The organism is Corynebacterium ulcerans, from assembly GCF_900187135.1.
GTDB lineage: Bacteria > Actinomycetota > Actinomycetes > Mycobacteriales > Mycobacteriaceae > Corynebacterium > Corynebacterium ulcerans.
Genome location: NZ_LT906443.1, coordinates 1,781,417 through 1,805,041, shown reverse-complemented (window position 1 = coordinate 1,805,041; position 23,625 = coordinate 1,781,417). Strand labels below are relative to the sequence as shown.

The window sequence follows — 23,625 nt, the reverse complement described above, 5'->3', positions numbered from 1 at the left end:
GCTCACCATCGTAACCTGTTATTTGCCGCCTTGTGCAGCAACTGCCGCAGCACCTGCTGCCGCTGCCTCTGGATCAAGGTAGGTGCCACCCGGGTTAAGAACCTTTCCGTCCTGGTCAAGCTCGTATACCAGCGGAATTCCAGTAGGAATATTGAGCTCGGCAATATCTGCATCCGAGATATTGTCAAGATGCTTGACTAATGCACGCAAAGAATTGCCATGCGCTGCAATAAGAACAGTCTCGCCCTTCTGTGCCCGCGGCAGGATTTCCTCTTCAAAATAAGGAACAAAACGGTCCACGACGTCTTTCAGGCATTCTGTGCGTGGCACCTGAGGAAGATCGGCATAGCGAGGATCGTTGGCCTGGGAGAACTCGCTGGAATCTTCCAGCTCTGGAGGAGGAGTTCCGTAGGAACGACGCCATTCCATGAACTGATCTGCGCCGTACTTATCCTTGGTCTCAGCCTTGTTCAGACCCTGCAGCGCACCATAGTGACGCTCGTTGAGACGCCAGTCGCGCACGACAGGGATCCAATGGCGATCTGCTGCGTTAAGCGCGATGTTGGCGGTGCGGATTGCTCGACGAAGAAGTGATGTGTACACAACAGTTGGCAGGACATCCTGTTGCTTCAGCATCTCGCCGCCACGTTTGGCCTCGGCCTCGCCTTGCTCGGTGAGGTTAACGTCCACCCAACCAGTAAATTGGTTGGAGGCGTTCCACTCGCTTTGTCCGTGACGGAGAAGAATCAGTTTTCCGATAGTCATAGGCTCAGTTTGCCACGAAAATTTTCGCCTGGCAGCGATCACACTAAAATGTGGGATTATTTACACTTATGCCCGACCGGACTTTAGTGGGGCGGCAGCGTCTACCCAAAGAATCCTGACCCATTACCCCTCAGCATGACGCTCTTTACATTCGTCAACATCAATATTGAGCGCAGTCTCATAGACTTCCTCTAGCTTCTCTGCAGAGGCAGCCCACGTAAAGTTCGCAGCATGGCGAACCGCTTCCGCTCCCATCTGGATCCGCAGCGCATCGTCGTCAAGCAGCTGCGCCAGTGCGTCAGCCCAGATTTCCGGCGCGTGACCGTCGACAAGCAACCCAGTCTCCCCATCGGACACTGCAATGGGTAGACCACCTACCCGAGCCGCAATCACTGGTGTTCCGCTCGCCTGAGCCTCCATAGCAACAAGACCAAACGACTCGTTATAAGAGGGCACCGCAACAATATCCGCTGCTTGATAGATAGAAACCAGTTCTTCCGGCGGACGCGGGTCAAGGAACCTCACTCGTTTACCTAGCCCCAAACGCCGGCTTAATTCGATGTAATGCTCAACGGTCGCTGCAGCGCCAGATGGGCCACCACAAAAAATAACTCGAAGTTCACGATCAGGATCGCGGCGTATCAGCTCAGCCACAGCAGCAAGCAACACTTGTGGGCCTTTAAACTCCTGCAGCCTTCCCACAAAAGCAATGACCTTGATATGCAAAGGAATTCCCAGGCACCGTCGAGACACCTCCGTATTGCGCTGCGTACCCGGCGTGAAAAGGGAAATATCCGTGCCCGGCGCGATCACCGCCACCTTGTCCGGCAGTGCATCATAATGACGAACAAGGTCGCTGGTTTCTTCCGGAGTGTTCACCACTAAAATATCCGCATTATCCACCAGTTGTTGTTCACAAATCCGGCGAGCTTCCGACTCACGCATATCAGAAGTCGAGCTATGGAAATTTTTCACAGCCGCCAGCGTATGAGCAGTATGGACCAGCGGAATCTCCCAGAGATCGCGCAGCAGCCACCCCACCTGGCCAGACAGCCAATAATGACTATGCACTACGTCATAAGTCAGCGCATTGCACTTTACAAACTGCACTATTCCGCCTGCGAATGCTGCCAGCTGAGTAGGCAGCTCCTCTTTAGACAACCCTTCATAAGGTCCCGCCACGATATTAATAACCCGAAGGCCTGGCTCTACGTCGACGATCTCTCCGTGACCGAGGCGTGTCGCCCGTGTAAAAACGTCCACGTCTAGCCCACGACGCGCCAGCTCCCGCGCTATCGACAAAACATAAACGTTCATTCCACCGGCATCGCCGCTACCCGGCTGCTGCAGCGGTGATGTGTGCATCGAAATCATGGCTATGCGCATAAGAATCATTCTAAGAGGAGAATGGTCTCAGCGTTGTGGTACCCCTGTGCACCGTCGGTGAATTCATGACAGCCGCAGTAACCATTCCCGCCTTATCCTCACCAGTTAATGCCCTTAGCTGATGGCTTAGCCCTTAGGCCTCATCCCTTTTCGGTTTCCACGCTATCTCGCGCTGCCGCGTCCCCTCACAAATCCATAACGTTCCAAAACCACCAGCGTATAGATTCCCCCGGCGTTCAAACATGAGGGTATGCTCGTATTAAAACTTACCGGTGCGTAAAGTTCATCCAACTTTGAAGGGACATCATGTCAGCATTTGAGACCAAAGCGTGGCTACAGTACTACCCCAGCTGGACACCCCACAGTCTTGATTATGGAGACACCACCCTCCTTGATATTTATGACAACAACCTAGCCATCAATGCCGACAAACCTGCCACTTACTTCTTTGGTAAGCGCCAGAGCTACGCGGAGTTGGATAAGCAAGTACGCAGTGCAGCTGCTGGACTCCGCGCACTCGGCGTCCGCGCAGGCGACCGAGTGGCCATTTGCCTTCCCAACTGCCCTCAGCATGTCGCTGCCTACTATGCGGTGCTCAAGCTTGGGGCGACCGTCGTCGAGCACAACCCTCTTTACACAGCACATGAGCTGGAAGCACCATTCACCGACCATGGCGCTCGCGTAGCTATCGTGTGGGATAAAGCTGCATCTACTCTGGAAAAACTACGACGCACCACCCCGCTGGAAACCATCGTGTCAGTCAATATGATCGACGCGATGCCGCCACTGCAAAAATATGCACTCAAGCTCCCTATCCCTGCTCTGATGAAAAAGCGCGATGCTCTTACCGCGCCGGCACCTAACACCATTCCCTGGCAGATCCTCACCGGTAATGCGCTCGGCGGCCAGGGCGAAGACATTGTCTCTTGCCCCGAAGTCACCAAAGATTCCGTAGCGCTCATCCTGTACACCTCGGGCACTACAGGAGCACCCAAGGGCGCCCAACTTACCCACGGCGGACTCTTTGCTAATCTCCTGCAAGGAAAAGCCTGGATCCAAGGACTTGGCGACCAAGATGAGCGACTCCTCGGAGCCATCCCCATGTTCCATGCATACGGCGTCACCATCGTTCTCAACCTAGCGATCTACATTGGCGGAGAAATGGTTTTGCTACCAGCTCCTCAAATTCCATTGATCATGCAGATCATGAAGAAAGAGACCCCCACCTGGGTCCCTGGCGTCCCCACTCTGTATCAAAAGATCGTCGAAGCCGCAGAGAAAGACGGAATCTCTATTTCCGGAATCCGTAATTCTTTCTCAGGCGCTTCCACGCTGCCAGTAGACACAGTTACACACTGGGAAGCTCTCACAGGAGGACTCCTCGTCGAAGGCTATGGGCTTACGGAAACCTCTCCCATTATCGTGGGCAACCCAATGACTACTGATCGACGCCCTGGTTATGTAGGCATTCCTTTCCCTGACACTGAGGTCCGCATCGCTAATCCCGAGAATCTCGACGAGACGATGCCAGACGGACAAGAAGGCGAAGTCCTCGTTCGAGGCCCTCAAGTATTTGCCGGCTACCTCAATCAGCCTGAAGCCACCGCACGTAGCTTCCATAATGATTGGTACCGCACAGGCGACGTTGGAATCATGGAAGAAGACGGTTTTATCAAACTCGTTGCCCGGATTAAGGAAGTAATCATCACCGGAGGCTTCAATGTTTATCCGGTAGAGGTAGAAGATGTTCTGCGCCAACACCCAGACGTCTTAGAAGCTGCCGTCGTCGGCCTCCCTCGCGGTGATGGATCTGAGTCAGTTGTCGCCGCGATCACTCTCAATGAAGGCGCCGCACTTGATCCCGAGGGGCTCAAAGATTATTGCCGAGAGAATCTCACTCGCTACAAAGTCCCGCGCACCTTCTATCACTTTGAGGAGCTTGCCAAAGATCAGCTTGGAAAGATCCGTCGCCGTGAGGTTCAAACAGAACTGATCCAGAAGCTCAAGAAGTAACGCGGCAACTCTTCTGAACCAGCCCTGCATTTCCATAGACAAAGCGCGCTCTAACGCCCGCTAGAACCCCTAACGTCTATGGAAATGCAGGGTTTTGCTTAATGTCTCATACACATTCGGACTAAAATTCGACACCGATCCACACCGGCTCAGGCTCCAGAGCTACTCCAAAAGTTTCGTGGACTCCATCACGAATATCGTGTGCCAACGCCACCAGATCTGTTGTGGTCGCGTTACCCCGGTTAGTCAGGGCCAAGGTGTGTTTAGTGGAAAGGCGAGCCGGCGCGCCTTCGGGATAGCCCTTCTTATATCCAGCCCTATCTATCAGCCAGGCTGCAGAAAGCTTCCATGCACCGGGACCCATCGCGTAGCACGGCATGGCGGCAGCTTCCTCTGATTCGCAGACTTCCGCCACTCGCACCCGCACTGTTTCCAAGAGAGCATCGCTAATAATCGGATTGGTAAAAAACGATCCGGCAGACCACGTGTCGTGGTCAGCTGGGTCATAGACCATTCCCTTACTCCGACGCAGCTGCAGGACAGCTTCTCTCACTTCCCGGATATTCCAGCGGGTTTCTTCCACACCAGGGGCCTCTACGCCTAACATGCGTGCTAATTCCCCAAATCGCAGTGGCGCAGAAAGCCCGTCTGGGGAGAGCTGCAGCGTAATACCTAGCACTACGGCCCTACCAGTGAACTTCAAGTTGGAATATCTATACGCCAGCTCTAAGTCCGCAGCCGGGACTTCAGAAATCTCACCAGTAGTACGATCCAAAAGCTCGACGCTCACCAAAACGTCCGCGATCTCCGCCCCATACGCTCCAACGTTTTGTACAGGGGTCGCCCCCGCAGAGCCGGGTATCCCGGAAAGACACTCGATGCCCCCGAGTCCTGCGTCGACGGCAAACGCGACGACGTCGTCCCACACTGCACCGGCGTCTGCCACAAGACGTCCAGTATGCATGTCTGCTGAAATTTCTTCGCATTCTACGATCACAGCAACGACTGGAATATCGCCGTCAGCGATCACAAGATTGGATCCCCCACCCACAACAAGCAGTGGGATACGGTGGGCGTCGAGAAGCTTCACCACGTGCGCCACAGACTCACGCGAGCCGCAACGAACAGCGGCGATAGGTGTGCCACCGAGATGGAGAGTAGTCAGTTCGGAGAAGGAAAGAGACTCGACACGAGTATCGGCATGACGCTCGATCTCGGGGCGAATTTCGGCGAATGTTTGGGTCAGCGATGTATCCGTCACCCCTTTAAGGGTAGTCTGTACGCATGACAACGCGTAGCGAGAACACTGTCACCATCAATCAGCCAGCTGAAAAGGTGCATGCAGCCCTGACCAACCCCGATTATTGGGCGTTCGTCGTGGAAAACCTGAGCCCCGAGCCGGGCCAGGTTCACGAGTTCGCAGACGCCAATGGCGGCGCTGTAGTAACGCTTTTTGAGGTCCTCCCCCTTGAGGTCCTCCCCGAAGCTGTTCGTGCAATGATCAGCCAAGCATTGAAGGTTAAGCGTGTAGTAACTGTCGGCGGCCTCAACGGTGATACCGCCCCCATCAGCTACACCGCTGACGTAAAAGGCACCCCCGTAGATTTCAAAGGCGAGATTGCCCTGACAGGCGCTGGACAATCCACCACCCTGTCCTATGCAAACGAGGTCACCGTGAACATCCCGTTCATGGGCGCAGCCATCGAGCCCAAGGTTGGCGAGGCTCTCGGCGAGCTCTTCCAGAATGAAGGCAACCTCACCGCACAGTGGATCTCCGAGAACCTCTAACTCGATTTTTTAACATTTGACCAATGGCCGACCATGCCCACAATCTCCGAACGTCTTTTGGGCACGGTCGGCCTTTGTCGCGTCCTGTCGGCGTGATCACTCGTGGGACGACGGGTTTTAACCGTCTCCGCAGATGCGATAGGTGGATGACTCACCATCCAGACATCAGCGCGGCACTGCGTAGATCCCAAACACCATTGGCCTTGGACGTGGGCTATGGAGCTAGTTTTACCACCACCGTAGAGTGGGCCCGTTGGTTGCGCACAATACGTCCTAATATCCAGGTCACAGGGCTAGAAATTGACCCGGAACGGGTTTTACCGCCACGTGATGGAGTTACCTTTGAACTGGGTGGTTTTGAACTAGCGGGTTACCAACCCACGATCGTGCGAGCTTTCAATGTCTTACGCCAGTATGACGTAGACCAAGTGCACGATGCGTGGACTATGGTGACCTCACGCCTCCAACCCGGAGGATTCTTCATCGAGGGCACATGCGACGAACTCGGACGACGCTCAACATGGGTATTACTCGACAGCTCAGGCCCACTATCACTCACTCTTGCGTGGGATCCTTTCGACATAGAACGCCCCTCTGACATCGCTGAGCGGCTCCCCAAAGCACTTATCCACCGAAACGTTCCCGGCGAGAAGATTCACCGGCTACTTTCGCTTGCCGACGCCGCCTGGAACCACAATGCCCCCTGGGCAGCCTATGGCCCCCGCGTACGTTGGAGAGCTGCCCGCGCTTCCCTCATAGAACAGGGTATCCCCATGATGCCGATTCGACGTCCAGTACGCGACAACCTCATAACCGTCCCGTGGTCTCTTGTAGATCCAGGGCAGTGCTAACCCCTTACCCAACCACCAAGAAGCTCGCGCATACATTAGCGTCCCGTGATTGTCACGCTTTTTCCCTGTGATTCCAGCCAAAACGGTTTTTCACCTATTTTCATTGCACTTTTCAATTGAATAAATAGGTTCAACCAAAATCCAATCAAACGTATACACACACCGACTGTCGCCGCCCGCTCCCGCCCCTACCGAGCGTAATCAAAGCAGCTAGTGCCACATTATTTCCGGTAGATGTACAGGTTTTCACCTTTTTCCACACGGGCAAGGTCAGACGTAATCACACAATCCCACACTCCCACTTACGCTGTTGTGAGCTACAAGTAAAAACGAAGCAGAGTGAGATAACTCACCCACTTCTATTTATGCAGAGCCGGGTCACTATTACTACACTCGAATTTGTTCATGGCAAAAGCCGTCAAAAATAGCTCAGCCCCGACGTACGCACCCAGGACCGAGTAAAAACTAGCGGCTATGCCATCTAGGAATCTCTGTATCCCCGAACCCGCAGGGATTACAGCAACTCGATTTTAGAGAGGGCACTTTCTCGATGACCACCGCCCAACAAGAAACGAACGTGTCTGCTTGGGAAGGCTTTGCAGCCGGCCCATGGCAGGAAGATATCGATGTTCGCGACTTCATTCAGCGCAACTACACCCCCTACGATGATGATGCCAGCTTCTTGTCCGGCCCTACGGAGAAGACCCTCCGCGTATGGGACACACTGGAAAAGAATTACCTTTCCGTAGAGCGCAAGAAGCGCGTTTTCGATGTAGACACCGATACCCCTGCCGACATCGACGCGTTCCCTGCCGGCTATATCTCCGAAGATGACGACGTTATCGTCGGCCTGCAGACAGACGTTCCACTAAAGCGCGCGATGATGCCTTTCGGTGGTTGGCGCATGGTCGAGACCGCTATTAAAGAAGCGGGCAAGGAAGCAAACGAAGATATCAAGAGCATCTTCACCAAGTACCGCAAGACTCACAACGAGGCAGTCTTTGACATCTACACTCCTCGTATCCGCGCAGCACGTTCCGCTCACATCATCACCGGTTTGCCTGACGCATACGGTCGCGGCCGTATCATCGGCGACTATCGTCGTGTAGCTCTGTACGGTGTTGATTTCCTCATCGAGGAAAAGAACCGCGCCAAGGACTCGGTAGCAACCGAGAACTTCTCCGAGCACTGGGCACGCTTCCGCGAGGAGCACTCCGAGCAAATCAAGGCTCTGAAGAAGCTGAAGATCATGGCCGCTGCATACGGCTTTGATATCTCTCGCCCAGCCAAGACGGCTCAAGAGGCTGTTCAATGGACATACTTTGCTTACTTGGCATCCGTTAAGTCCCAAGACGGTGCGGCCATGTCCATCGGCCGTCTCTCCGCATTCCTGGACATCTACTTTGAGCGCGATCTCGCCGCCGGCCTCATCACCGAGGAAGACGCTCAGGAAATGATCGATGCCCTTGTGATCAAACTGCGCATCGTCCGCTTCTTGCGCACCATCGATTACGATCAGATCTTCTCCGGCGATCCTTACTGGGCAACCTGGTCCGACGCTGGCTTTGCAGAAGATGGCCGTTCGATGGTGACCAAGACCTCCTTCCGCCTACTGCAGACCCTTCGCAACCTCGGCCCCGCACCAGAGCCAAACATCACCATTTTCTGGGATCCCGAGCTACCCGAGGGCTACAAGGATTTCTGTGCCGCAATCTCCATTGAGACCTCGTCTATTCAGTACGAGTCTGACAAGCAGATTCGCGATCAGTGGGGCGATGACGCCGCTATCGCCTGCTGTGTGTCTCCCATGGCTATTGGCAAGCAGATGCAGTTCTTCGGCGCCCGCGTGAACAGCGCAAAGTCGCTGCTCTACGCTATGAACGGCGGTCGCGACGAGGTCTCCGGCAAGCAGATCACCGAGCCCGGATTGTTCGCACCTATCGAGGGCGATGGCCCCTTGGACTTCGATGAGGTCTGGGAAAAGTACGAGAACATGCTTGACTGGGTCGTCGGCACCTACGTCGAAGCACTCAATATCATCCACTTCTGCCACGACCGCTACGCCTACGAGTCCATCGAGATGGCGCTGCACGACTCCAACATCATCCGCACCATGGGCTGTGGCATCGCAGGTCTGGCTATCGTCGCCGATTCCCTCTCTGCCATCAAGCACGCAAAAGTCACCCCAGTGCGCGATGAAACCGGCTTGATCGTTGATTACATCACGGAAGGCGACTTCCCGCGCTACGGCAACGACGATGACCGCGTCGACGACATCGCCGCCACCATCGTGCACACGGTGATGTCCAAGATCAAGGAGATCCCACTCTACCGCGATGCTATCCCGACCCAGTCGGTGCTCACGATCACCTCAAACGTGGTCTACGGCAAAGCAACCGGCGCCTTCCCATCCGGCCACAAAGCTGGTACCCCGTTCAGCCCAGGCGCAAACCCAGAGAACGGTGCAGACACCCACGGTATGGTTGCTTCCATGCTCTCTGTGGGCAAGCTGGACTACCAGGATGCCCTCGACGGCATCTCCTTGACCAACACCATCACGCCTTCCGGCCTTGGCCGCACAGCTGATGAGCAGGTCAAGAACCTGGTCGGCATCCTCGATGCCGGATTCATCATGGACGAAGAATAAGCCTTCACACCATCCCTAACCATTCATTCCCACAAGAAATCGGAGAAACTTATGTCTTCCAAGACTTTTGAAGAGCGCCTCAACGACATGAAGACCCAGCGCAATGCAAACAATGCAAATGCAGGTCTGTACCATGCAAACATCAACGTCCTCGATCAGAAGACTCTTGAGGATGCTATGGAGAACCCTGACAAGTACCCGAACCTCACCGTTCGTGTCTCCGGCTACGCCGTGAACTTTGTCAAGCTCACCCGTGAGCAGCAGCTCGACGTTCTCTCGCGCACCTTCCACCACTCCGCATAAGGAGTAGCGCGCTCAGCGTGCATCTTTAGCTGCCACCGCCTCGAGTTCGCTTGAGACGGTGGCATATTTTTGCCCAGACTTTTGTTGTACTTCAGTGACAGCGACTGGACTACCAATCACCCCTAGTTTTACCCCTCGCAGATCTACCGCCCGCGTACGTCGCGATCGAAAGGAATCCTCATGGCCGATGGAATTAACTCCACCGTTACGGTCGAACGCTCAGATGGCCCGCGTCTTCGCGGCACAGCCGCAGGCATCGGAACAGATCTTGAGCTTGAGGATGTTTCGCATAAGGAGCTGATCGAAGCCCGACGCACCGGCGACATCGCCCTGGTGCACTCCTGGGAGCTGGTCACCGCCGTCGACGGTCCCGGTACTCGCATGACGATGTTCATGGCGGGCTGCCCCCTGCGCTGCTTGTACTGCCATAACCCAGACACTATGCAGATGAAGGAGGGGACGCTCGAACGCGTGGAAGATATCGTTAAAAAGATCAAGCGCTATCGCAGGGTCTTCAAAGCCTCCGGCGGTGGGCTTACGATCTCCGGCGGCGAGCCGCTCTTCCAAATAGCCTTCACCCGCCGGGTCCTCAAAGAGACGCACGACGCAGGAATTCATACCACTATAGACACCTCAGGTTATCTGGGCGCTCGCCTTAGCGACGAGGACTTAGCAAACATCGATCTTGTGCTTCTCGACGTCAAAGCAGGAGACGAGGAGACCTACCACCGCGTCACTGGCCGCGAGTTACAACCGACTATTGACTTTGGCAACCGCCTTCATGCAGCGGGCAAGCCCGTGTGGATCCGGTTTGTGCTTGTCCCGGGTCTTACCGACTCTCCGGAAAACATCAATAACGTGGCGGACATCGTTGAGCAGTGGAAAGATAACGTCGAGCGCGTTGAGGTACTTCCTTTCCACAATATGGGTGCAGATAAGTGGCATGAGCTTAATCTCCACTATGAGCTTGAGGGCGTCAAACCACCGACAGAAGAATCAGTTGCTTTTACCAAGAACGTCTTCCGTTCTCGCGGTCTGCTAGTCCCTTAGCCATCCTATGGCCCGACTCCTCGTAGAGGAGTCGGGCCATAGCTTTTCCGCTAGTGGCGATACCGCCAAAAATAGGCGACACTGGAACCCGTGTCTAAAACTATTGGTTCTCGCATTAGTAAAATTATCCTCACAATCATCGTTGCCCTTGTAGTTCTCTTGCTGCTGGCCGAATTCGGCTTGCGCTGGACTATCAGCAAACAGCTCAAAGATTCTGTGGGTTCCAATTCCACTGGTCAAGAGGCCAGTATCTCTTTCGGTCCGACTCCCCTACTTTTTTCAGCAATAACTCACAACGTCCCCCACGTAAATATTGAGTCACCTTCAACCGTCAACATTAAACACCCCGGCGACGCCAACGCTGTCCCGGAGGTCACCGGCACGCCGCAGTCTTTTATTAACGTTAATTCTTTAAATATTTCCGATCCTGATAACCCGGTTGCCGGTTCGCTCTCACTTCGTACCACGCTTGCCGACGACTACCTTCTCGCCGTATTGCAAAAAAGCATCGCTGAAAATCAGAAGCACCAGGCCGCCCCTGTTGAAGGAGAGGGCAATGATCTAGGAGCACTTGCAGGTGCCTTTCTGCAGCAGCTCATCCAGGTAACAGGAATCACATCTAATCCTGCAGACGGCACGGTAAAGGTCGACATCACAGGAGGAGCAGCCAATCTCACGCTTAAGCCGGAGGCTATCGACGGCCGTCTGTCTTTCACAGCTACCAATGCCAGCCTTCTCGGCGTTGAGCTACCTTCCACGGTTTCTGACGCACTGACTCAGGGGCTCCGCGATCAGGCAAACACTATGACAGGAAATCTCACGATTAAAAGTGTTGAAGTTGTAGAGCATGGCATCACAATCGAGGTTGCCGGAGAAAACGTCAATCTCAACGAACTGAGCACGGAGAAAGGCCAGCAACCAGTAGTCCCCGTACGCTAGATTCCAGTTACCAGGACTCCATATGCCCCCGCTGCCTTATGCACGGGGGCTTCGCTTATGTCACATAGAACATATAGTGGGATTCCGCCCATCTCATGGGCACTCGCGCTATAGGAGACCACGGCATCTACGCCTATCTTTGCCAGCCACGTGTGCGCACGGGTGCACAGTTCATCATCAAGAAGGGTGTCGTTGACAAGCACTGCAAGCTGGGCAGGGTGCGGCACGGCCTCACGCGCCGCCGCAATCTCGCTGATAAAAGCCGCGCCGGTGGCGTCGAGAAGCGACGCTGGGTCAGGCACGTAAATCACCATCGTCGCCCCAGATTGCACCGCGAGGCGAGCCTCAGAAGCCTTAATCAATACGTGGTGCTTGCCCGTAGGATATCCCGCCCAGGAAATCACAGGAAGCTGATCGCCATGCACCATTGAGGTATCGATTGCGTGCAATAGCGAAGGCTCTACACAAATGCCCATCCCTTGTTGCTTAGCGTTTGCCACCAACTGTTTGACATCAGTAGCGGTTGCCAGCGGGTCAAGGAGTGTGACCACCACCGTATTATCGCTTGTCATGATCGATTACCAGCCGTAATTGCCATTAAGAATGTTCTTGATTTGGGGGCGAACATCAAACCAATACAATCCGATGATCACCAGGCCAACCCAAGAAAGGAACTGGACTCTCAAGTAAACCATGAGGGCCGCTAGTACAAGCAGGCCCACCCAGATCCACTTGTTCTGTCGGTCTCCGGCTTCAAAAGCATCGGCTCGCGTCGCAGCGGCTAATCCTGCACCAATCAGGGCAGCAGCCACTGCAAGGTAAACCGCCGCCTTAATGATGTAGCTGAAAATCAGGAAAACAAAGGTCATGAAGAGAATTCCTCGAATATATACATGGGACTTAGCGGTGTCTACAGCGTTTTACGCCCCGCTTACACTCCAAAGAGCGAATATGAAACAGTGTAGATGGCCAAGCCAGCAAGAGCACCCACGACTGTTCCGTTAAGACGAATGTATTGCAGGTCTTTACCCACCATCAACTCGATCTTGTCGCTGGCCTCGTCTGCGTCCCAGCGCTCGATCGTTTCTGAAATAATCGAGGTCACCTGATCCGCATAATTGTCTGCGAGGAAAGCTGCAGTCTTAGTGATGCGCGCATCAAGATCTGACCGCAAAACATCATCGGAGTGAATCCGGTTTCCCCACTCCAACGCGTACTCTTTAATTTTTTGACGCAACAAGGAATCCGCGTCTTCCGCAGCAAGAATCACGTTCTTGGACACACTCGCCCAGATCGTCGATGCGGCATCCTGCACCGGCGCTGACCCCATTACATCGTGCTTAATATCTTCCACCTTCTGAATCACAACCGGATCCGTCTGAAGATCATCAGCAAATTTCTCTAGAAAGCGCCTGATCGCCTGACGCGCCTCATGATTCTTATCGCTCTCCACCGCAGCCGTCCACTGAATAAGCTCACGATAGACTCGATCGCCCACCAGCTCATTGACAAACTTTGGCGCCCAGGAAGGCGCACGCTCCCCCAAAATCTTGAGGATTAAGCTTTCCGACGTCAGCGCCTTCTTGTGCAGCCAAGAAACCAGTTGATCCACTATTGGTTCCGTTTGACCGCCCTGATTGAGTTGCTGCAAGAGTCTTCCCAGTGGTGGACCCCACTCCGGCTCTGCAAGCTTTTCCACGATTGCTTTCCGAATAACTGCCTCTGCATCGTGAGGATCCAACGCCCTGACTGCCTTCGCGGTAAAGGCACCGACTTCGCGCGACACAGTCTCGGCGTTATGTGGATCAGACAGCCAGTCACCGATGCGACTAGCGACATTCGCTTGAGATACTTTCTCTGTAATTTGTTCTGCGTTAAGAAAGTTCTCGCTTACAAACCCACTTAGGGCCACGCCTACTTGGTCTTTCTTCCGGCGCACAATCGCCGTATGAGGAATCTTGATGCCCAAGGGGTATCGGAACAAAGCCGTCACCGCAAACCAATCGGCCAAACCGCCAACCATTCCGGCCTCAGCAGCAGCCCGAACAAAACCCACCCATGCAGGGGTGGGGTCAGTCACCGAGGTATACCACTGACAACTCAAAAATATCGCCGCAGCGACAAAAAGTAATCCCGTCGCAATAGCTTTGTGCTTCCGTAGCGCACGCCGCTTTTCAGCCTCTGCTTCAGGCGAAGGACCAGGAACCGCGAGTCCGCGTGGAGCTGCATGTTGTGCCATGCCACTCATTATCCCGTACTGTTCACCCCAGCCGGTAGCCAGTTCGCCCAGAGCACGCCAAAGGCGCCCCAGTTATAGAGGCCGAATTGCTTGAGGTACGGCGTTGGAGGATGCTCGCGCCCTTGAGCCCGAAAGACCAGACTTTGCTGGAGTCCTATAGTGCATTCCATCCGGCCACAATGTAATTAATACCGATCAGGGTCGCGGCCAACGTCATAAGTATCCATAACACTTTTCCCCGTTTATCATTCATAGTTTTGGATATTAATCGCGGATACACAAAGGCTCCGACTTCCCCAGGGGATATCGGAGCCTTTGTTAATGGAGGTGTCGCGAACGCTTAGTTCATGCGACCGGTTTCAGCGCGATACTGACGGTAGTTGCGACGCCCACGGTGGACCAACACAAAGCCACCGATAAGCAGAGCAAAGCCTAGAACCGCACCGATAATGACATAAGTAGCCCAGGATTCCTGGCTGCCTACAGAAGCAGCACCCAAGCCAAAGATCAGCGCGCCGAATCCTGCGAGGGAAACAAGAATGGCACCCATGCCCACCCACGTACTAGTACGCTGAAGCGACGAATGCGGTGCCCAAAGGCTCGCGGGATCGTAGCCATCGATGTAGTGCATGCGTCCCTCGAAAACTGGGTATCCCGCAGTCTCCTGCGTCGCAGGTGCTGAATGAGACATAATGTGCCTTTCTAAATTTTTCCCTTTTGAGTGAGCCAGCTCGTTGCGTTAAACCTTAGCTTAGTCGTCCTTACCGCGGAAGAAAGCGCGGGCACGCTCCTTGTTAATAGCCGCAACAGCGGACAGCGGAATACCTGCCGGGCAGACATCAGCGCACTCGCCGTACAACGAGCAGTGACCAAAGTTGGTTTCAAGCTCATCAATCATATTGCGGGCACGCTTGCCGCGCTCTTCACGACCCAAAGGCATAAGAGCAAGGTGAACAAGCTTTGCTCCGGTGAACAGGTGTGCTGCGCCGTTGGGGCAGGCAGCCACGCAGGCACCACAACCAATGCATGCAGCATGGTCAAGAGCAAGCTCAGCCTTCTCATGGTTCTGGTAAATAGTGTCCGCATCAGGAGCCGTGCCTGCGTTGATGGAAACGTAGCCACCCTTTTGCATCACGCGGTCAAGAGCCGAGCGATCAACCGCAAGGTCCTTGATCACAGGGTAAGCAGCAGAACGGAAAGGCTCAATCTTTAGGGTCGAGCCGTCTGCCACGTGATCGAGGCGCTGCTGGCAGGAAGGCTTGTTCTTGTCCAAGCCATGTGGTCGGCCGTTAACCAGCAGGCCACAGGTGCCACAGATGCCTTCACGGCAGTCAGAGGCGAAGACGAAAGGCTCTTTGCCTTCTTCAACCAAGCCTGTATTGACGTGGTCCAGAAGCTCAAGGATCGACATCTGTGCTACGGCGTCTTCGACGTCGATGGACTCGAAATGACCTTCGCTGTTAGGACCGGCCTGACGCCAAATTTCAAGATGGAGTTTCATTACTTGTAGTTCCTTGTCATCAGCGGGATCGATTCGAACGTGAGTGGCTCAGCATGGCGAATGAACTCGTTTTCATGCGCGCCTGGCTCCCATGCAGAAACGAAGCACCAGTTATCGTCGTCACGCTCCGCTTCACCTTCAGGAGAAAGGTGATCGTCACGGAAGTGCGCACCACAGGACTCGTCGCGGTCGAGTGCGTCAACGCACATGAGCTCGCCGAGGTCGATGTAGTCTGCTACGCGACATGCGTACTCAAGAACCTGGTTCATTTCCTCTGCCTCGCCGGTAATGCGGAGGTTCGCCCAGAATTCCTTACGGAGCTTCCGGATATTCTCAATGCCGGCCTTCAGGTCTTCGATGTTGCGGGCAACGCCACAAGAGAAGTAGAGGATATCGCCTAGCTGGCGGTGGTAGTACTCAGGGCCATGAGGGTCATCGCCCTTGATGTTCATGAGCTTGTCAATACGAGCCTGAGCTCGGGCGACTGCTGCTACTGCTTCAGGAGCGTCCTCAGGCAGCTTGGCTTCTCCAAGGTGGTTAGCCAAGTAGTTCGGAATGGTAAATGGCAAGGTGAACCAGCCATCAACAGAAGCAGAAAGCAAGGAGTTAGCACCCAGACGGTTTGCACCGTGGTAAGTCCAGGAGCACTCACCGGCGGCAAAGAGACCGTCGATGGAGGTCATCTCGTTGAAGTCCGTCCACAGACCGCCCATGGTGAAGTGGCAGGTCGGTGCAATACGCATCGGAGCCTTGAACGGGTTCTCGCCGATTGCCTCTTCATACATCTGGAAGAGGTTGGAGTAGCGCTCACGGATCGTGTTCTCACCCAGACGCTCAATTGCATCACGGAAGTCCAGGTATGCGGAGTTGTGCAGAGGCCCAACGCCGAGTCCCTTGTTGATCTGCTGAGAAATAGCACGCGATGCCACGTCGCGAGGCACGAGGTTACCGAATGCCGGGTAACGGCGCTCCAGGAAGTAATCGCGCTCTTCTTCGGGGATCGTGTTGGGGTCGCGATCGTCTTTGGGCTCGATTGGGGACCAGATGCGGCCGTCGTTACGCAAAGACTCAGACATCAAGATCGTCTTCGACTGCCATTCCGAGTTGACCGGAAGTCCGGTCGGGTGGAACTGGATGAACGACGGAGAAGCAAGATAAGCGCCGAGGTCGTACGCACGCATCATTGCCGATGCATTGGAGTTCTTAGCCAGCGTAGACATGTGATAAACGTTGCCGTAACCGCCAGTAGCCAAGATGACTGCGTGGCCTGTGTGAGGTGTGAGCTCACCAGTGATCAGGTTACGAGTGACGATACCGCGGCAAGTTTTCTTGCCGTTTTCCTCGGTGATGATCAAGTCATGCATGTCTGCATGCGTGAAGATCTCTACGGTTCCAAGACCAATCTGACGCTGCAGCGCAGCTGCGCCAGATAGCTGAAGCTGCTGGCCTGTTTGACCACGCGTGTAGTACGTGCGGGAAACCTGCACACCACCGAAGGAACGGGTAGCTAGGGTTCCGCCATACTCACGGGCGAAAGGTGCACCGATAGCATTCATATGATCGATGACGCGTACGGATTCGTACGCCAGGCGCCAACAATCAGATTCGCGACAACGGTAGTCGCCGCCCTTCACGGTGTCTTTCACATGGCGGTAAGCGCCGTCGTTATCCACTTTCTTGCCACGGGCGGAGTTCACGCCACCCTGCGCAGCAATAGAGTGCGCACGACGAGGAGCATCGTGGTAAGTGAAGACTTTAACGTTGTATCCCAGCTCGCCGAGGGCAGCAGCAGCGCCACCACCGGAAAGGCCAGTTCCCACAACAAGAACCGTGAACTTACGACGGTTCAGGGGGGAGACCAGGTTCATGTGGTCTTTCTGGTACTCCCACATGTCCTTGGTAGGAACACCCTTGGGCTCATTGGACTCAAGGATGCTGCCCAGTTTCACGCCATCGACGATGGAGGCTGGCTGGGTGAACTCAGGGCGAGTAGCGGTTTCAGAGTTAATGCTCATTAGTTATTACCTTTTCGTCCTAGCTGATCCAGCCGCATGCGATAGACAGCGGAATTGCGATGTTGCCAATCATTACGATTGCGGGAACGAGGTAAGCGAGGAAGAGAATGATTGCACGCCAACGCTTACCGGTGACGCCCAAGTCGCTTGCGGCAAGCCAAATACCGTGCGACAGGTGCATGAAGAGTGTCAGCATCGCAATGATGTAGAAGATAGTGACGGGCCAACGGCTAAAACTTGCCACCATATTGGCGTAAATATGACCGTGCTCAAACACCTCGGAGGCAGCCGGTGTAGCACCAACAGTCAAGTCCAAGATGTGGAAGACGATGAATGCAAGCAAAATGATGCCTGTTACCAACATCGTGCGAGTGGTAAAGGAATTCATGCCACCCATGAGGTTGGTGCGACGGAACTTACCGCGAGAACGGCTCGAACGGCCGATGAGTGCAAATGCGCCGTAGATGTGTAAAACGATGCAGAGAAGCAACGTAATGCGGAACAGCCACAGGAATGCACCGTGCGGGAAGAGCGGATAAAGAAGGTTGCGCAACCACTCGCCATAAACGTCGATCGGATGCGTACCGTCCTCATAGAACGGCAAGAAAACTTTAAGGTTTCCGACCATGTGGAAGACCACAAAGAAGCAGAAGATTAGGCCAGTGACGGCCATAGTGAGCTTCAGTGCCCAGGTCGGGTACTTTGGCCGCTCACGTAGCGGCTTTTCAGTGATTTTGCCGTGCGCGATTGCGTCACGGTCGATGTTATTTACAGTCATGGCACCTCCAGTGTCGTATTAACTTTACGACCCACCGCCATGGATAAACCACTTACCACAACCTATGGTGACCCCCCTCACATAGCATAAAAATGCCCACTTACCTGCAATTTAGGATAGCCTGACTTAAAAAGCAGCCCTCCATAACGTCCAAAAGGGCGCTCCTACCGGCCTTTTCACCCGAGCGCAAGACGACACCTATGAGATATATTGCATTGGATTTTTAACTTTTTATCAACACCCATTCACACCTATTCGGCGTCATCCAAAATGCGTACTTTTATCAACCATGCGAGCACCCCTCTGATAGTCATTTAGCAAGGCCAGTGCCACATTACAGCCATTAAGAGTCCGCAAATCCAACCGTAAGCACACAACCACAATTTGTTACCCACGTAAACGCAAGTGTCTGTTGGTACCCAAAACCAACAAATATATCCCCTCGGTGAACTTGCTCACGTATCCTTTAAGTCCATGAGCAAGACATACGTTGGTTCGCGGCTGCGGCAGCTGCGTAAAGAGCGTGGCCTCAGCCAGGCTAATTTAGCCGGCACGCTTGAACTTTCCGCAAGCTATGTCAACCAAATTGAGCACGATGTCAGGCCCCTCACTCTTCCCGTGCTCCACCGAATCACCGAAGTCTTTGGCGTCGACGCCACATTCTTTTCCAAAGATGATGATTCACGACTCCTGGCAGAAGTCCATGACGTCATGCTGGATAAGGAGCTATGCCCCGAGGATATCGACCTACAAGAACTCTCTGACCTAGTAGATCATCATCCCGATATAGCTCGTGCCGTCGTGGAAATGCATCGTCGTTATCGCAATGTCCGTGACAAGCTCTCGGCAGCCACAGATGTCCGCTTGGTCAATAGTCTCGATGAAACCCAAGCAATTTCAGAAGCTCTTTCCATGCCTCACGATGAAGTTCGCGACTTCTTCTACGCGCGTCAAAATTATCTCGATGAGCTTGACCATACTGCCGAGGCAATCTCCGCCGAGTTAGGTATCACCACTTTCAATATTCGCGCCAACGAAGCAACGCTCATAGATCGCTTGGAATCCCGGCACGGGGTCACCATTAAAGCCGGAATAGACATCGGAAGCACCCTGCATCACTTTGACACCCACACCCGGGTACTCACTTTGTCCACCCGACTCATCACTGGTCAACGTGCTTTTCGACTTGCCACAGAGCTTGCTTTCTTGGAGGCCAACGAGCGTATCGACGCCCTCCTCGCCGACGCCTACTTCACATCCACGGAGGCACGCACCCTAGCCCGGCGTGGCATCGCTTCTTATTTCGCGGCAGCTGTCATGCTGCCTTACCGAATGTTCCATTCCGAAGCAGAGCGTTCCGGCTACGACATTGAGTACTTATGTCAGATGTTTGGAGTCGGTTACGAGACTATATGCCACAGGCTCTCAACATTGCAGCGCCCTAACCTGCGAGGCATCCCCTTCACCTTTGTCCGCGTGGATCGCGCCGGCAACATTTCCAAGCGTCAATCCGCTACAGGGTTCCACTTCACCCATGCTGGCGGCACGTGCCCGCTATGGAATGTCTACGAGACCTTTACCAGCCCCGGCACCATCATGCGACAGCTGGCGCAAATGCCCGACGGACGCAACTATCTCTGGGTTGCGCGGACAGTGCGGCATCACCAGGGACGCTTTGGGGAAACAGGAAAAATGTTTTCCATCGGCTTGGGGTGCGAGGCACGTCACGCAGCACGTACTGTTTATGCCCACGGCCTCGACGTAAAAACTTTTGCCAACGCAGTCCCTATCGGGGCAGGTTGTCGCGTATGCACCCGCGAGGACTGTGCACAACGAGCTTTCCCCGCAGTCAATAAGCTCATTGCTATCGACGCCCACACGTCCTCCGTGGCACCATACTGATACAGATCCCATAGCTAAACCCCAGGTCGCAGATCTTTTTCTGCAAGCCTGGGGTTATAAGCCACTTAGCTGTTACAGGTTAATCATGTGTCCCATGATGCCTTCTGCGGCCTCTTTCATCGCTTCAGACAGGGTCGGGTGAGTGTGAACGTTGCGTCCGATTTCCTCAGCCGTCAGGTCAAAGCGCTGAGCCAACGTGAGTTCTGGCAGCAGCTCAGAGACGTTTGCGCCCACCATGTGAGCACCAAGAAGCTCTCCGAATTCCGCATCCGCAACAATCTTGACAAAGCCAGCGGACTCTCCGAGGCCCTGTGCCTTGCCGTTAGCTGAGAACGGGAACGTAGCAGACTTGATTTCCCGGCCAGCGAACTTCTCCTTGGCCTGTTCCTCGGTGTATCCGAAGGAAGCTACCTGCGGGTTACAGAAAGTAGCGCGAGGCATCATCATGTAGTCGCCCAGCTCTTGGGTCTCTGCACCAGCGATGGTCTCGGCCGCCACAACGCCTTGTGCCTCAGCGACATGCGCTAACTGCAGTTTCGCGGTTACATCGCCAATAGCGTAGATGTGGTCAACGTTCGTACGCATGAAGTCGTCGATCTGAATAGCGCCACGCTCAGTGAGCTTTACGCCAGTGTTCTCCAAGCCGTAGCCTTCCACGCGTGGCGCGAAACCGATGGAAACCATGACGCGTTCTGCCTTGATGGTCTCCGACTTAGAGCCATCTTTAGACTCCACATCCACCTCTACGCCATTGCCGTTATCGCGGATGGCAGTAGTCTTGTGGCCGGTGAGGAGCTTTACGCCAAGCTTCTTGTACTGCTTAGCGATCTCCTTGGAAACGTCTGCGTCCTCGTTAGGAAGTACACGATCCATGAATTCCACGATGGTGATCTCTACACCGTAGTTGGCAAGAACGTACGCAAATTCCATGCCGATGGCGCCTGCGCCAACGATGACCATGGATTTAGGTGCTTCTTCCTTGAGGATCTGCTCTTCAAAGGAAACAATGTTTCCACCGATTTTTACGCCAGGAAGAGAGCGAACGACGGATCCTGTCGCAATGATGCAATCGTCAAACGTAACGGTCTTTCCTGCATCTTTGCCCTCGGAGATTTCAATCGTTTTAGCGTCTTTGAAACTACCAAGTCCATCGATCTCAGTGATCTTGTTCTTCTTCATCAAATAGTGAACGCCCTTGACGATTCCCGAAGAAACCTTGCGGGAACGCTTGTGCGCGACACCGAAGTCAAAAGAAACATCACCGGAGATACCAAAGGTCTTTGCCTCATGGTTAAAGATGTGCGCGACCTCAGCGTTCTTGAGCAAAGCTTTGGACGGGATACATCCAACGTTGAGGCAGACACCTCCCCAGTACTGCTTTTCAACCACGGCGACTTTCTTGCCGAGCTGGGCTGCGCGGATGGCGGCGACATAGCCACCAGGGCCAGCGCCGAGTACTACAACGTCATAATGTTCAGTCACAAGTCTCTAGAATACGTGTCTCTATCCAAAATGTCGTGTAGTAGCTCACCTTTACCGAGTCAGACTCATTCCGTCGAATAAAAAAACCACATTTACGCGGCCACAATACCCCGATTGCCCTACCCCGAAATGTGAGACCTCCAGCCTCAGCTTCCCCCGCAGTACCCCATGTGCAAGGGCTTGTGAAGAATCACGAGCAACCTCCCCACAGGCAGAAAAATAACGCAAGCCCCGAACGTTGCTGCGCAGTTCCCGGCTTGCGTTATTACAGGTGAATTTTGATTAAAGCAGTCCAATCAGGTGCCAGAAGTTGCTCAAGCCTGCAGAACCTGCCTGCACAGTGGCACCAATAGCCTCGTTAATGAAGGCCTGGATAGAGCCGAGTGGATTGCTGAAAAAAGCAGCGATCTTTTCCATAAAAGTTACATCCTTTTCGCTTGAAAAAGTCTGGAAGAACAAAAGTGACAATCAGAGTGTAAGCCTAAACACCCGTTTCCGTCGCCTTTGAACGATTCAAAATAACATTAAGCAGCCCTTCCCAGAGCAACCTTCCAACTAATATGACATATAGCGCAGCCTTGCCCAATGCTTAGAAAAATCTCACAAAATGTTGTGGGCATCACGCGTTTTTGTGCAAAAAACTGGTTTTATTTGGGGCTGGCTACTACCCCACCACACAGGAACCTGTTAACGTTCTACGTGAAGAAAACGATGTAAATGTTGACGCCAGCAGGCTCTCGGGCAATGGCGAGCGTCGAAAAGCATATCCTTCCATTTGCCCACTAACTGGATAGAAAAACAAGGAAGAAAAAGCAGTATGAAGTTCCTTCGGTCGATCGCAGCCTTCTCGGTTGCTACTGCAGCTACCGTTAGCCTTCTCGGCACGGCCGTCGCACCTGCTGCCGGCGCAGCGGAGAAGACTCCCGCACAGATCAGCAACGGCACAGCTCTAGCAGACGTTCACTTTGGTGCAACCCCTGACATTAGCCCGGTATGGCGAGAGAAGCTCGACAACGATCGCTTGGTTGAGGCATGGGCACATTCCCCATCCATGAACCGCAACATTCCGATGGTAGTCCTCAAAGCTTCGAGCCCTAACCGCCCAACTGTTTACCTCCTTAACGGTGGCGATGGCGGAGAAGGCCGCGCGAACTGGGTCATGCAGACCGATGCGATGAACTTCTACAAGGAGAAGGACGTCAACGTTGTCGTCCCTATGGCAGGTAAGTTCTCCTATTACACTGACTGGGTTTCAGAGAACGCTTCCCTAGGCGGCAAGCAAAAGTGGGAGACCTTCCTTACCAAAGAGCTTCCCGGACCGATGGAGTCCATGCTTAAAGCAAATAACAAGCGCGCTATCGTCGGCATGTCTATGTCCGCAACCAGCTCGCTACTCCTCGCTGAGCATGCCAAGGGCTTCTACGATGCAGTAGGTTCTTTCTCTGGCTGTGCAGCTACCTCTACTCCCATGGCTTATCAGTTCCTGCGACTGACTCTGCAACGCGGCAACGCAACTCCTGAGCAGATGTGGGGCCCCATGGGTTCTGACTACAACCGTTACAACGATGCAGTTGTGATGGCTGAGGATCTCCGTGGCACGGAAATCTACGTCTCCAACGCCAGCGGCGTCGCAGGTGGACATGACACCTTGGCTAACCCTCGCTATGCTGGACTCGACCCGGCAGTCGCTTCCGCTGGTCTTACCGCTGTAGTGGTAGAGGGTGGCCTCATCGAAGCTGGAACTAACATGTGCACCAACGACCTCAAGGTCCGCTTGAAGTCCTTGAACATCCCAGCTGATTTCAACATGCGCAACACCGGTACCCACTCCTGGAGCTACTGGCAGGACGACCTTCGCGCTTCTTGGCCTACGTTCGAGCGTGCTTTTAACAAGTAAACCTACGCGATTCTTTCCCAGTTAACCGCCCGCCAGCGATCTTTCGCCGGCGGGCGGTTCCTTTTAATG

General features: G+C 54.1%; 19 protein-coding genes and 2 pseudogenes. 9 read left to right on the top strand and 12 right to left on the bottom strand.

The window, feature by feature from the left end:
* Positions 1–18 precede the first annotated feature (18 nt).
* Together CKV68_RS08100 and mshA are read right to left on the bottom strand one after the other, a co-directional pair.
* Positions 19–765: a phosphoglyceromutase gene (locus CKV68_RS08100; protein ID WP_013910708.1), complete on the bottom strand. Its 747-nt coding sequence runs from the start codon at positions 763–765 to the stop codon at positions 19–21.
* Positions 766–888: 123 nt separating this feature from the next.
* Positions 889–2,151 carry a D-inositol-3-phosphate glycosyltransferase gene (gene mshA, locus CKV68_RS08095; protein WP_414017496.1) on the bottom strand — a complete coding sequence of 421 codons (1,263 nt, stop codon included), beginning with the start codon at positions 2,149–2,151 and terminating at the stop codon, positions 889–891.
* Positions 2,152–2,457: 306 nt separating this feature from the next.
* On the opposite strand from mshA, the gene CKV68_RS08090 reads away from it, so the two are divergent.
* Positions 2,458–4,164: a long-chain-fatty-acid--CoA ligase gene (locus CKV68_RS08090; protein WP_013910706.1), complete on the top strand. Its 1,707-nt coding sequence runs from the start codon at positions 2,458–2,460 to the stop codon at positions 4,162–4,164.
* A gap of 121 nt (positions 4,165–4,285) precedes the next feature.
* Here CKV68_RS08090 and CKV68_RS08085 read toward each other — a convergent pair whose 3' ends face one another.
* On the bottom strand, positions 4,286–5,425 hold the full coding sequence (locus tag CKV68_RS08085; RefSeq protein WP_095075985.1) for a UDP-N-acetylmuramate dehydrogenase: 1,140 nt from the start codon (positions 5,423–5,425) through the stop codon (positions 4,286–4,288).
* A 23-nt stretch (positions 5,426–5,448) separates the two neighbouring features.
* Between CKV68_RS08085 and CKV68_RS08080 the strand changes: the two genes are divergently transcribed.
* The 6 genes and pseudogenes from CKV68_RS08080 to CKV68_RS08055 all read left to right on the top strand — a co-directional run bounded on the left by CKV68_RS08080 (position 5,449) and on the right by CKV68_RS08055 (position 11,742).
* Positions 5,449–5,952 carry a DUF2505 domain-containing protein gene (locus CKV68_RS08080; protein ID WP_013910704.1) on the top strand — a complete coding sequence of 168 codons (504 nt, stop codon included), beginning with the start codon at positions 5,449–5,451 and terminating at the stop codon, positions 5,950–5,952.
* Between the two features lie 23 nt (positions 5,953–5,975).
* Entirely contained in the window at positions 5,976–6,803 is an 828-nt protein-coding gene (locus CKV68_RS08075; protein WP_095075984.1) for an SAM-dependent methyltransferase, read from the top strand.
* Positions 6,804–7,353: 550 nt separating this feature from the next.
* Positions 7,354–9,132: pseudogene (locus CKV68_RS08070) on the top strand (pyruvate formate lyase family protein); the annotation flags it as partial.
* Positions 9,106–9,753, top strand: a pseudogene (gene grcA2 / locus CKV68_RS11515) (autonomous glycyl radical cofactor GrcA2). The pseudogenes CKV68_RS08070 and grcA2, both read left to right, overlap by 27 nt.
* A 180-nt stretch (positions 9,754–9,933) precedes the next feature.
* Positions 9,934–10,803 carry a pyruvate formate-lyase-activating protein gene (gene pflA / locus CKV68_RS08060; protein ID WP_013910700.1) on the top strand — a complete coding sequence of 290 codons (870 nt, stop codon included), beginning with the start codon at positions 9,934–9,936 and terminating at the stop codon, positions 10,801–10,803.
* Between the two features lie 90 nt (positions 10,804–10,893).
* Entirely contained in the window at positions 10,894–11,742 is an 849-nt protein-coding gene (locus tag CKV68_RS08055; RefSeq protein ID WP_013910699.1) for an LmeA family phospholipid-binding protein, read from the top strand.
* On the opposite strand, the gene CKV68_RS08050 is transcribed toward CKV68_RS08055, so the two are convergent.
* From CKV68_RS08050 to CKV68_RS08020, 7 genes are all read right to left on the bottom strand, one after another.
* Positions 11,739–12,314, bottom strand: a complete 576-nt coding sequence (locus CKV68_RS08050; protein ID WP_013910698.1) for a beta/alpha barrel domain-containing protein — start codon at positions 12,312–12,314, stop codon at positions 11,739–11,741. The genes CKV68_RS08055 and CKV68_RS08050 overlap by 4 nt on opposite strands.
* A gap of 6 nt (positions 12,315–12,320) precedes the next feature.
* The gene (locus CKV68_RS08045; RefSeq protein ID WP_014835867.1) at positions 12,321–12,611 is read right to left on the bottom strand and encodes a DUF2516 family protein; all 291 of its coding nucleotides are present in this window, start codon (positions 12,609–12,611) and stop codon (positions 12,321–12,323) included.
* A 62-nt stretch (positions 12,612–12,673) separates the two neighbouring features.
* The gene (locus CKV68_RS08040; protein WP_013910696.1) at positions 12,674–13,981 is read right to left on the bottom strand and encodes a DUF445 domain-containing protein; all 1,308 of its coding nucleotides are present in this window, start codon (positions 13,979–13,981) and stop codon (positions 12,674–12,676) included.
* A 340-nt stretch (positions 13,982–14,321) separates the two neighbouring features.
* Entirely contained in the window at positions 14,322–14,672 is a 351-nt protein-coding gene (locus CKV68_RS08035) for a hypothetical protein (RefSeq protein ID WP_013910695.1), read from the bottom strand.
* A 60-nt stretch (positions 14,673–14,732) separates the two neighbouring features.
* A complete protein-coding gene (locus CKV68_RS08030) occupies positions 14,733–15,482 on the bottom strand; it encodes a succinate dehydrogenase/fumarate reductase iron-sulfur subunit (RefSeq protein ID WP_013910694.1) in 750 nt (249 codons plus the stop codon).
* Positions 15,482–17,497: a fumarate reductase/succinate dehydrogenase flavoprotein subunit gene (locus CKV68_RS08025; protein ID WP_013910693.1), complete on the bottom strand. Its 2,016-nt coding sequence runs from the start codon at positions 17,495–17,497 to the stop codon at positions 15,482–15,484. The genes CKV68_RS08030 and CKV68_RS08025 overlap by 1 nt, the downstream gene beginning before the upstream one ends.
* A gap of 19 nt (positions 17,498–17,516) precedes the next feature.
* On the bottom strand, positions 17,517–18,275 hold the full coding sequence (locus CKV68_RS08020; RefSeq protein WP_013910692.1) for a succinate dehydrogenase cytochrome b subunit: 759 nt from the start codon (positions 18,273–18,275) through the stop codon (positions 17,517–17,519).
* 474 nt (positions 18,276–18,749) lie between these two features.
* Between CKV68_RS08020 and ramB the strand changes: the two genes are divergently transcribed.
* Positions 18,750–20,177, top strand: a complete 1,428-nt coding sequence (gene ramB, locus CKV68_RS08015) for an acetate metabolism transcriptional regulator RamB (protein ID WP_013910691.1) — start codon at positions 18,750–18,752, stop codon at positions 20,175–20,177.
* A gap of 72 nt (positions 20,178–20,249) precedes the next feature.
* Here ramB and lpdA read toward each other — a convergent pair whose 3' ends face one another.
* Positions 20,250–21,659: a dihydrolipoyl dehydrogenase gene (gene lpdA, locus CKV68_RS08010; protein ID WP_013910690.1), complete on the bottom strand. Its 1,410-nt coding sequence runs from the start codon at positions 21,657–21,659 to the stop codon at positions 20,250–20,252.
* A 282-nt stretch (positions 21,660–21,941) separates the two neighbouring features.
* Positions 21,942–22,076, bottom strand: a complete 135-nt coding sequence (locus tag CKV68_RS11445) for a hypothetical protein (RefSeq protein WP_013910689.1) — start codon at positions 22,074–22,076, stop codon at positions 21,942–21,944.
* 400 nt (positions 22,077–22,476) lie between these two features.
* Between CKV68_RS11445 and CKV68_RS08005 the strand changes: the two genes are divergently transcribed.
* Positions 22,477–23,556 (top strand): alpha/beta hydrolase, encoded by a 1,080-nt coding sequence (locus tag CKV68_RS08005; protein ID WP_014835866.1) that lies wholly within the window; start codon positions 22,477–22,479, stop codon positions 23,554–23,556.
* The last annotated feature ends 69 nt before the right edge of the window (positions 23,557–23,625 follow it).

Bases quoted from the DNA above. Each gene is read 5' to 3' on its own strand.
- CKV68_RS08100 (WP_013910708.1), bottom strand. From the start codon at position 765: ATGACTATCGGAAAACTGATTCTTCTCCGTCACGGACAAAGCGAGTGG.
- CKV68_RS08020 (WP_013910692.1), bottom strand. From the start codon at position 18,275: ATGACTGTAAATAACATCGACCGTGACGCAATCGCGCACGGCAAAATC.
- CKV68_RS08045 (WP_014835867.1), bottom strand. From the start codon at position 12,611: ATGACCTTTGTTTTCCTGATTTTCAGCTACATCATTAAGGCGGCGGTT.
- CKV68_RS08080 (WP_013910704.1), top strand. From the start codon at position 5,449: ATGACAACGCGTAGCGAGAACACTGTCACCATCAATCAGCCAGCTGAA.
- ramB (WP_013910691.1), top strand. From the start codon at position 18,750: ATGAGCAAGACATACGTTGGTTCGCGGCTGCGGCAGCTGCGTAAAGAG.
- CKV68_RS08075 (WP_095075984.1), top strand. From the start codon at position 5,976: ATGGCCGACCATGCCCACAATCTCCGAACGTCTTTTGGGCACGGTCGG.
- CKV68_RS08050 (WP_013910698.1), bottom strand. From the start codon at position 12,314: ATGACAAGCGATAATACGGTGGTGGTCACACTCCTTGACCCGCTGGCA.
- CKV68_RS08025 (WP_013910693.1), bottom strand. From the start codon at position 17,497: ATGAGCATTAACTCTGAAACCGCTACTCGCCCTGAGTTCACCCAGCCA.
- CKV68_RS08030 (WP_013910694.1), bottom strand. From the start codon at position 15,482: ATGAAACTCCATCTTGAAATTTGGCGTCAGGCCGGTCCTAACAGCGAA.
- CKV68_RS08005 (WP_014835866.1), top strand. From the start codon at position 22,477: ATGAAGTTCCTTCGGTCGATCGCAGCCTTCTCGGTTGCTACTGCAGCT.
- pflA (WP_013910700.1), top strand. From the start codon at position 9,934: ATGGCCGATGGAATTAACTCCACCGTTACGGTCGAACGCTCAGATGGC.
- CKV68_RS11445 (WP_013910689.1), bottom strand. From the start codon at position 22,076: ATGGAAAAGATCGCTGCTTTTTTCAGCAATCCACTCGGCTCTATCCAG.
- CKV68_RS08090 (WP_013910706.1), top strand. From the start codon at position 2,458: ATGTCAGCATTTGAGACCAAAGCGTGGCTACAGTACTACCCCAGCTGG.
- CKV68_RS08035 (WP_013910695.1), bottom strand. From the start codon at position 14,672: ATGTCTCATTCAGCACCTGCGACGCAGGAGACTGCGGGATACCCAGTT.
- mshA (WP_414017496.1), bottom strand. From the start codon at position 2,151: ATGCGCATAGCCATGATTTCGATGCACACATCACCGCTGCAGCAGCCG.
- CKV68_RS08040 (WP_013910696.1), bottom strand. From the start codon at position 13,981: ATGGCACAACATGCAGCTCCACGCGGACTCGCGGTTCCTGGTCCTTCG.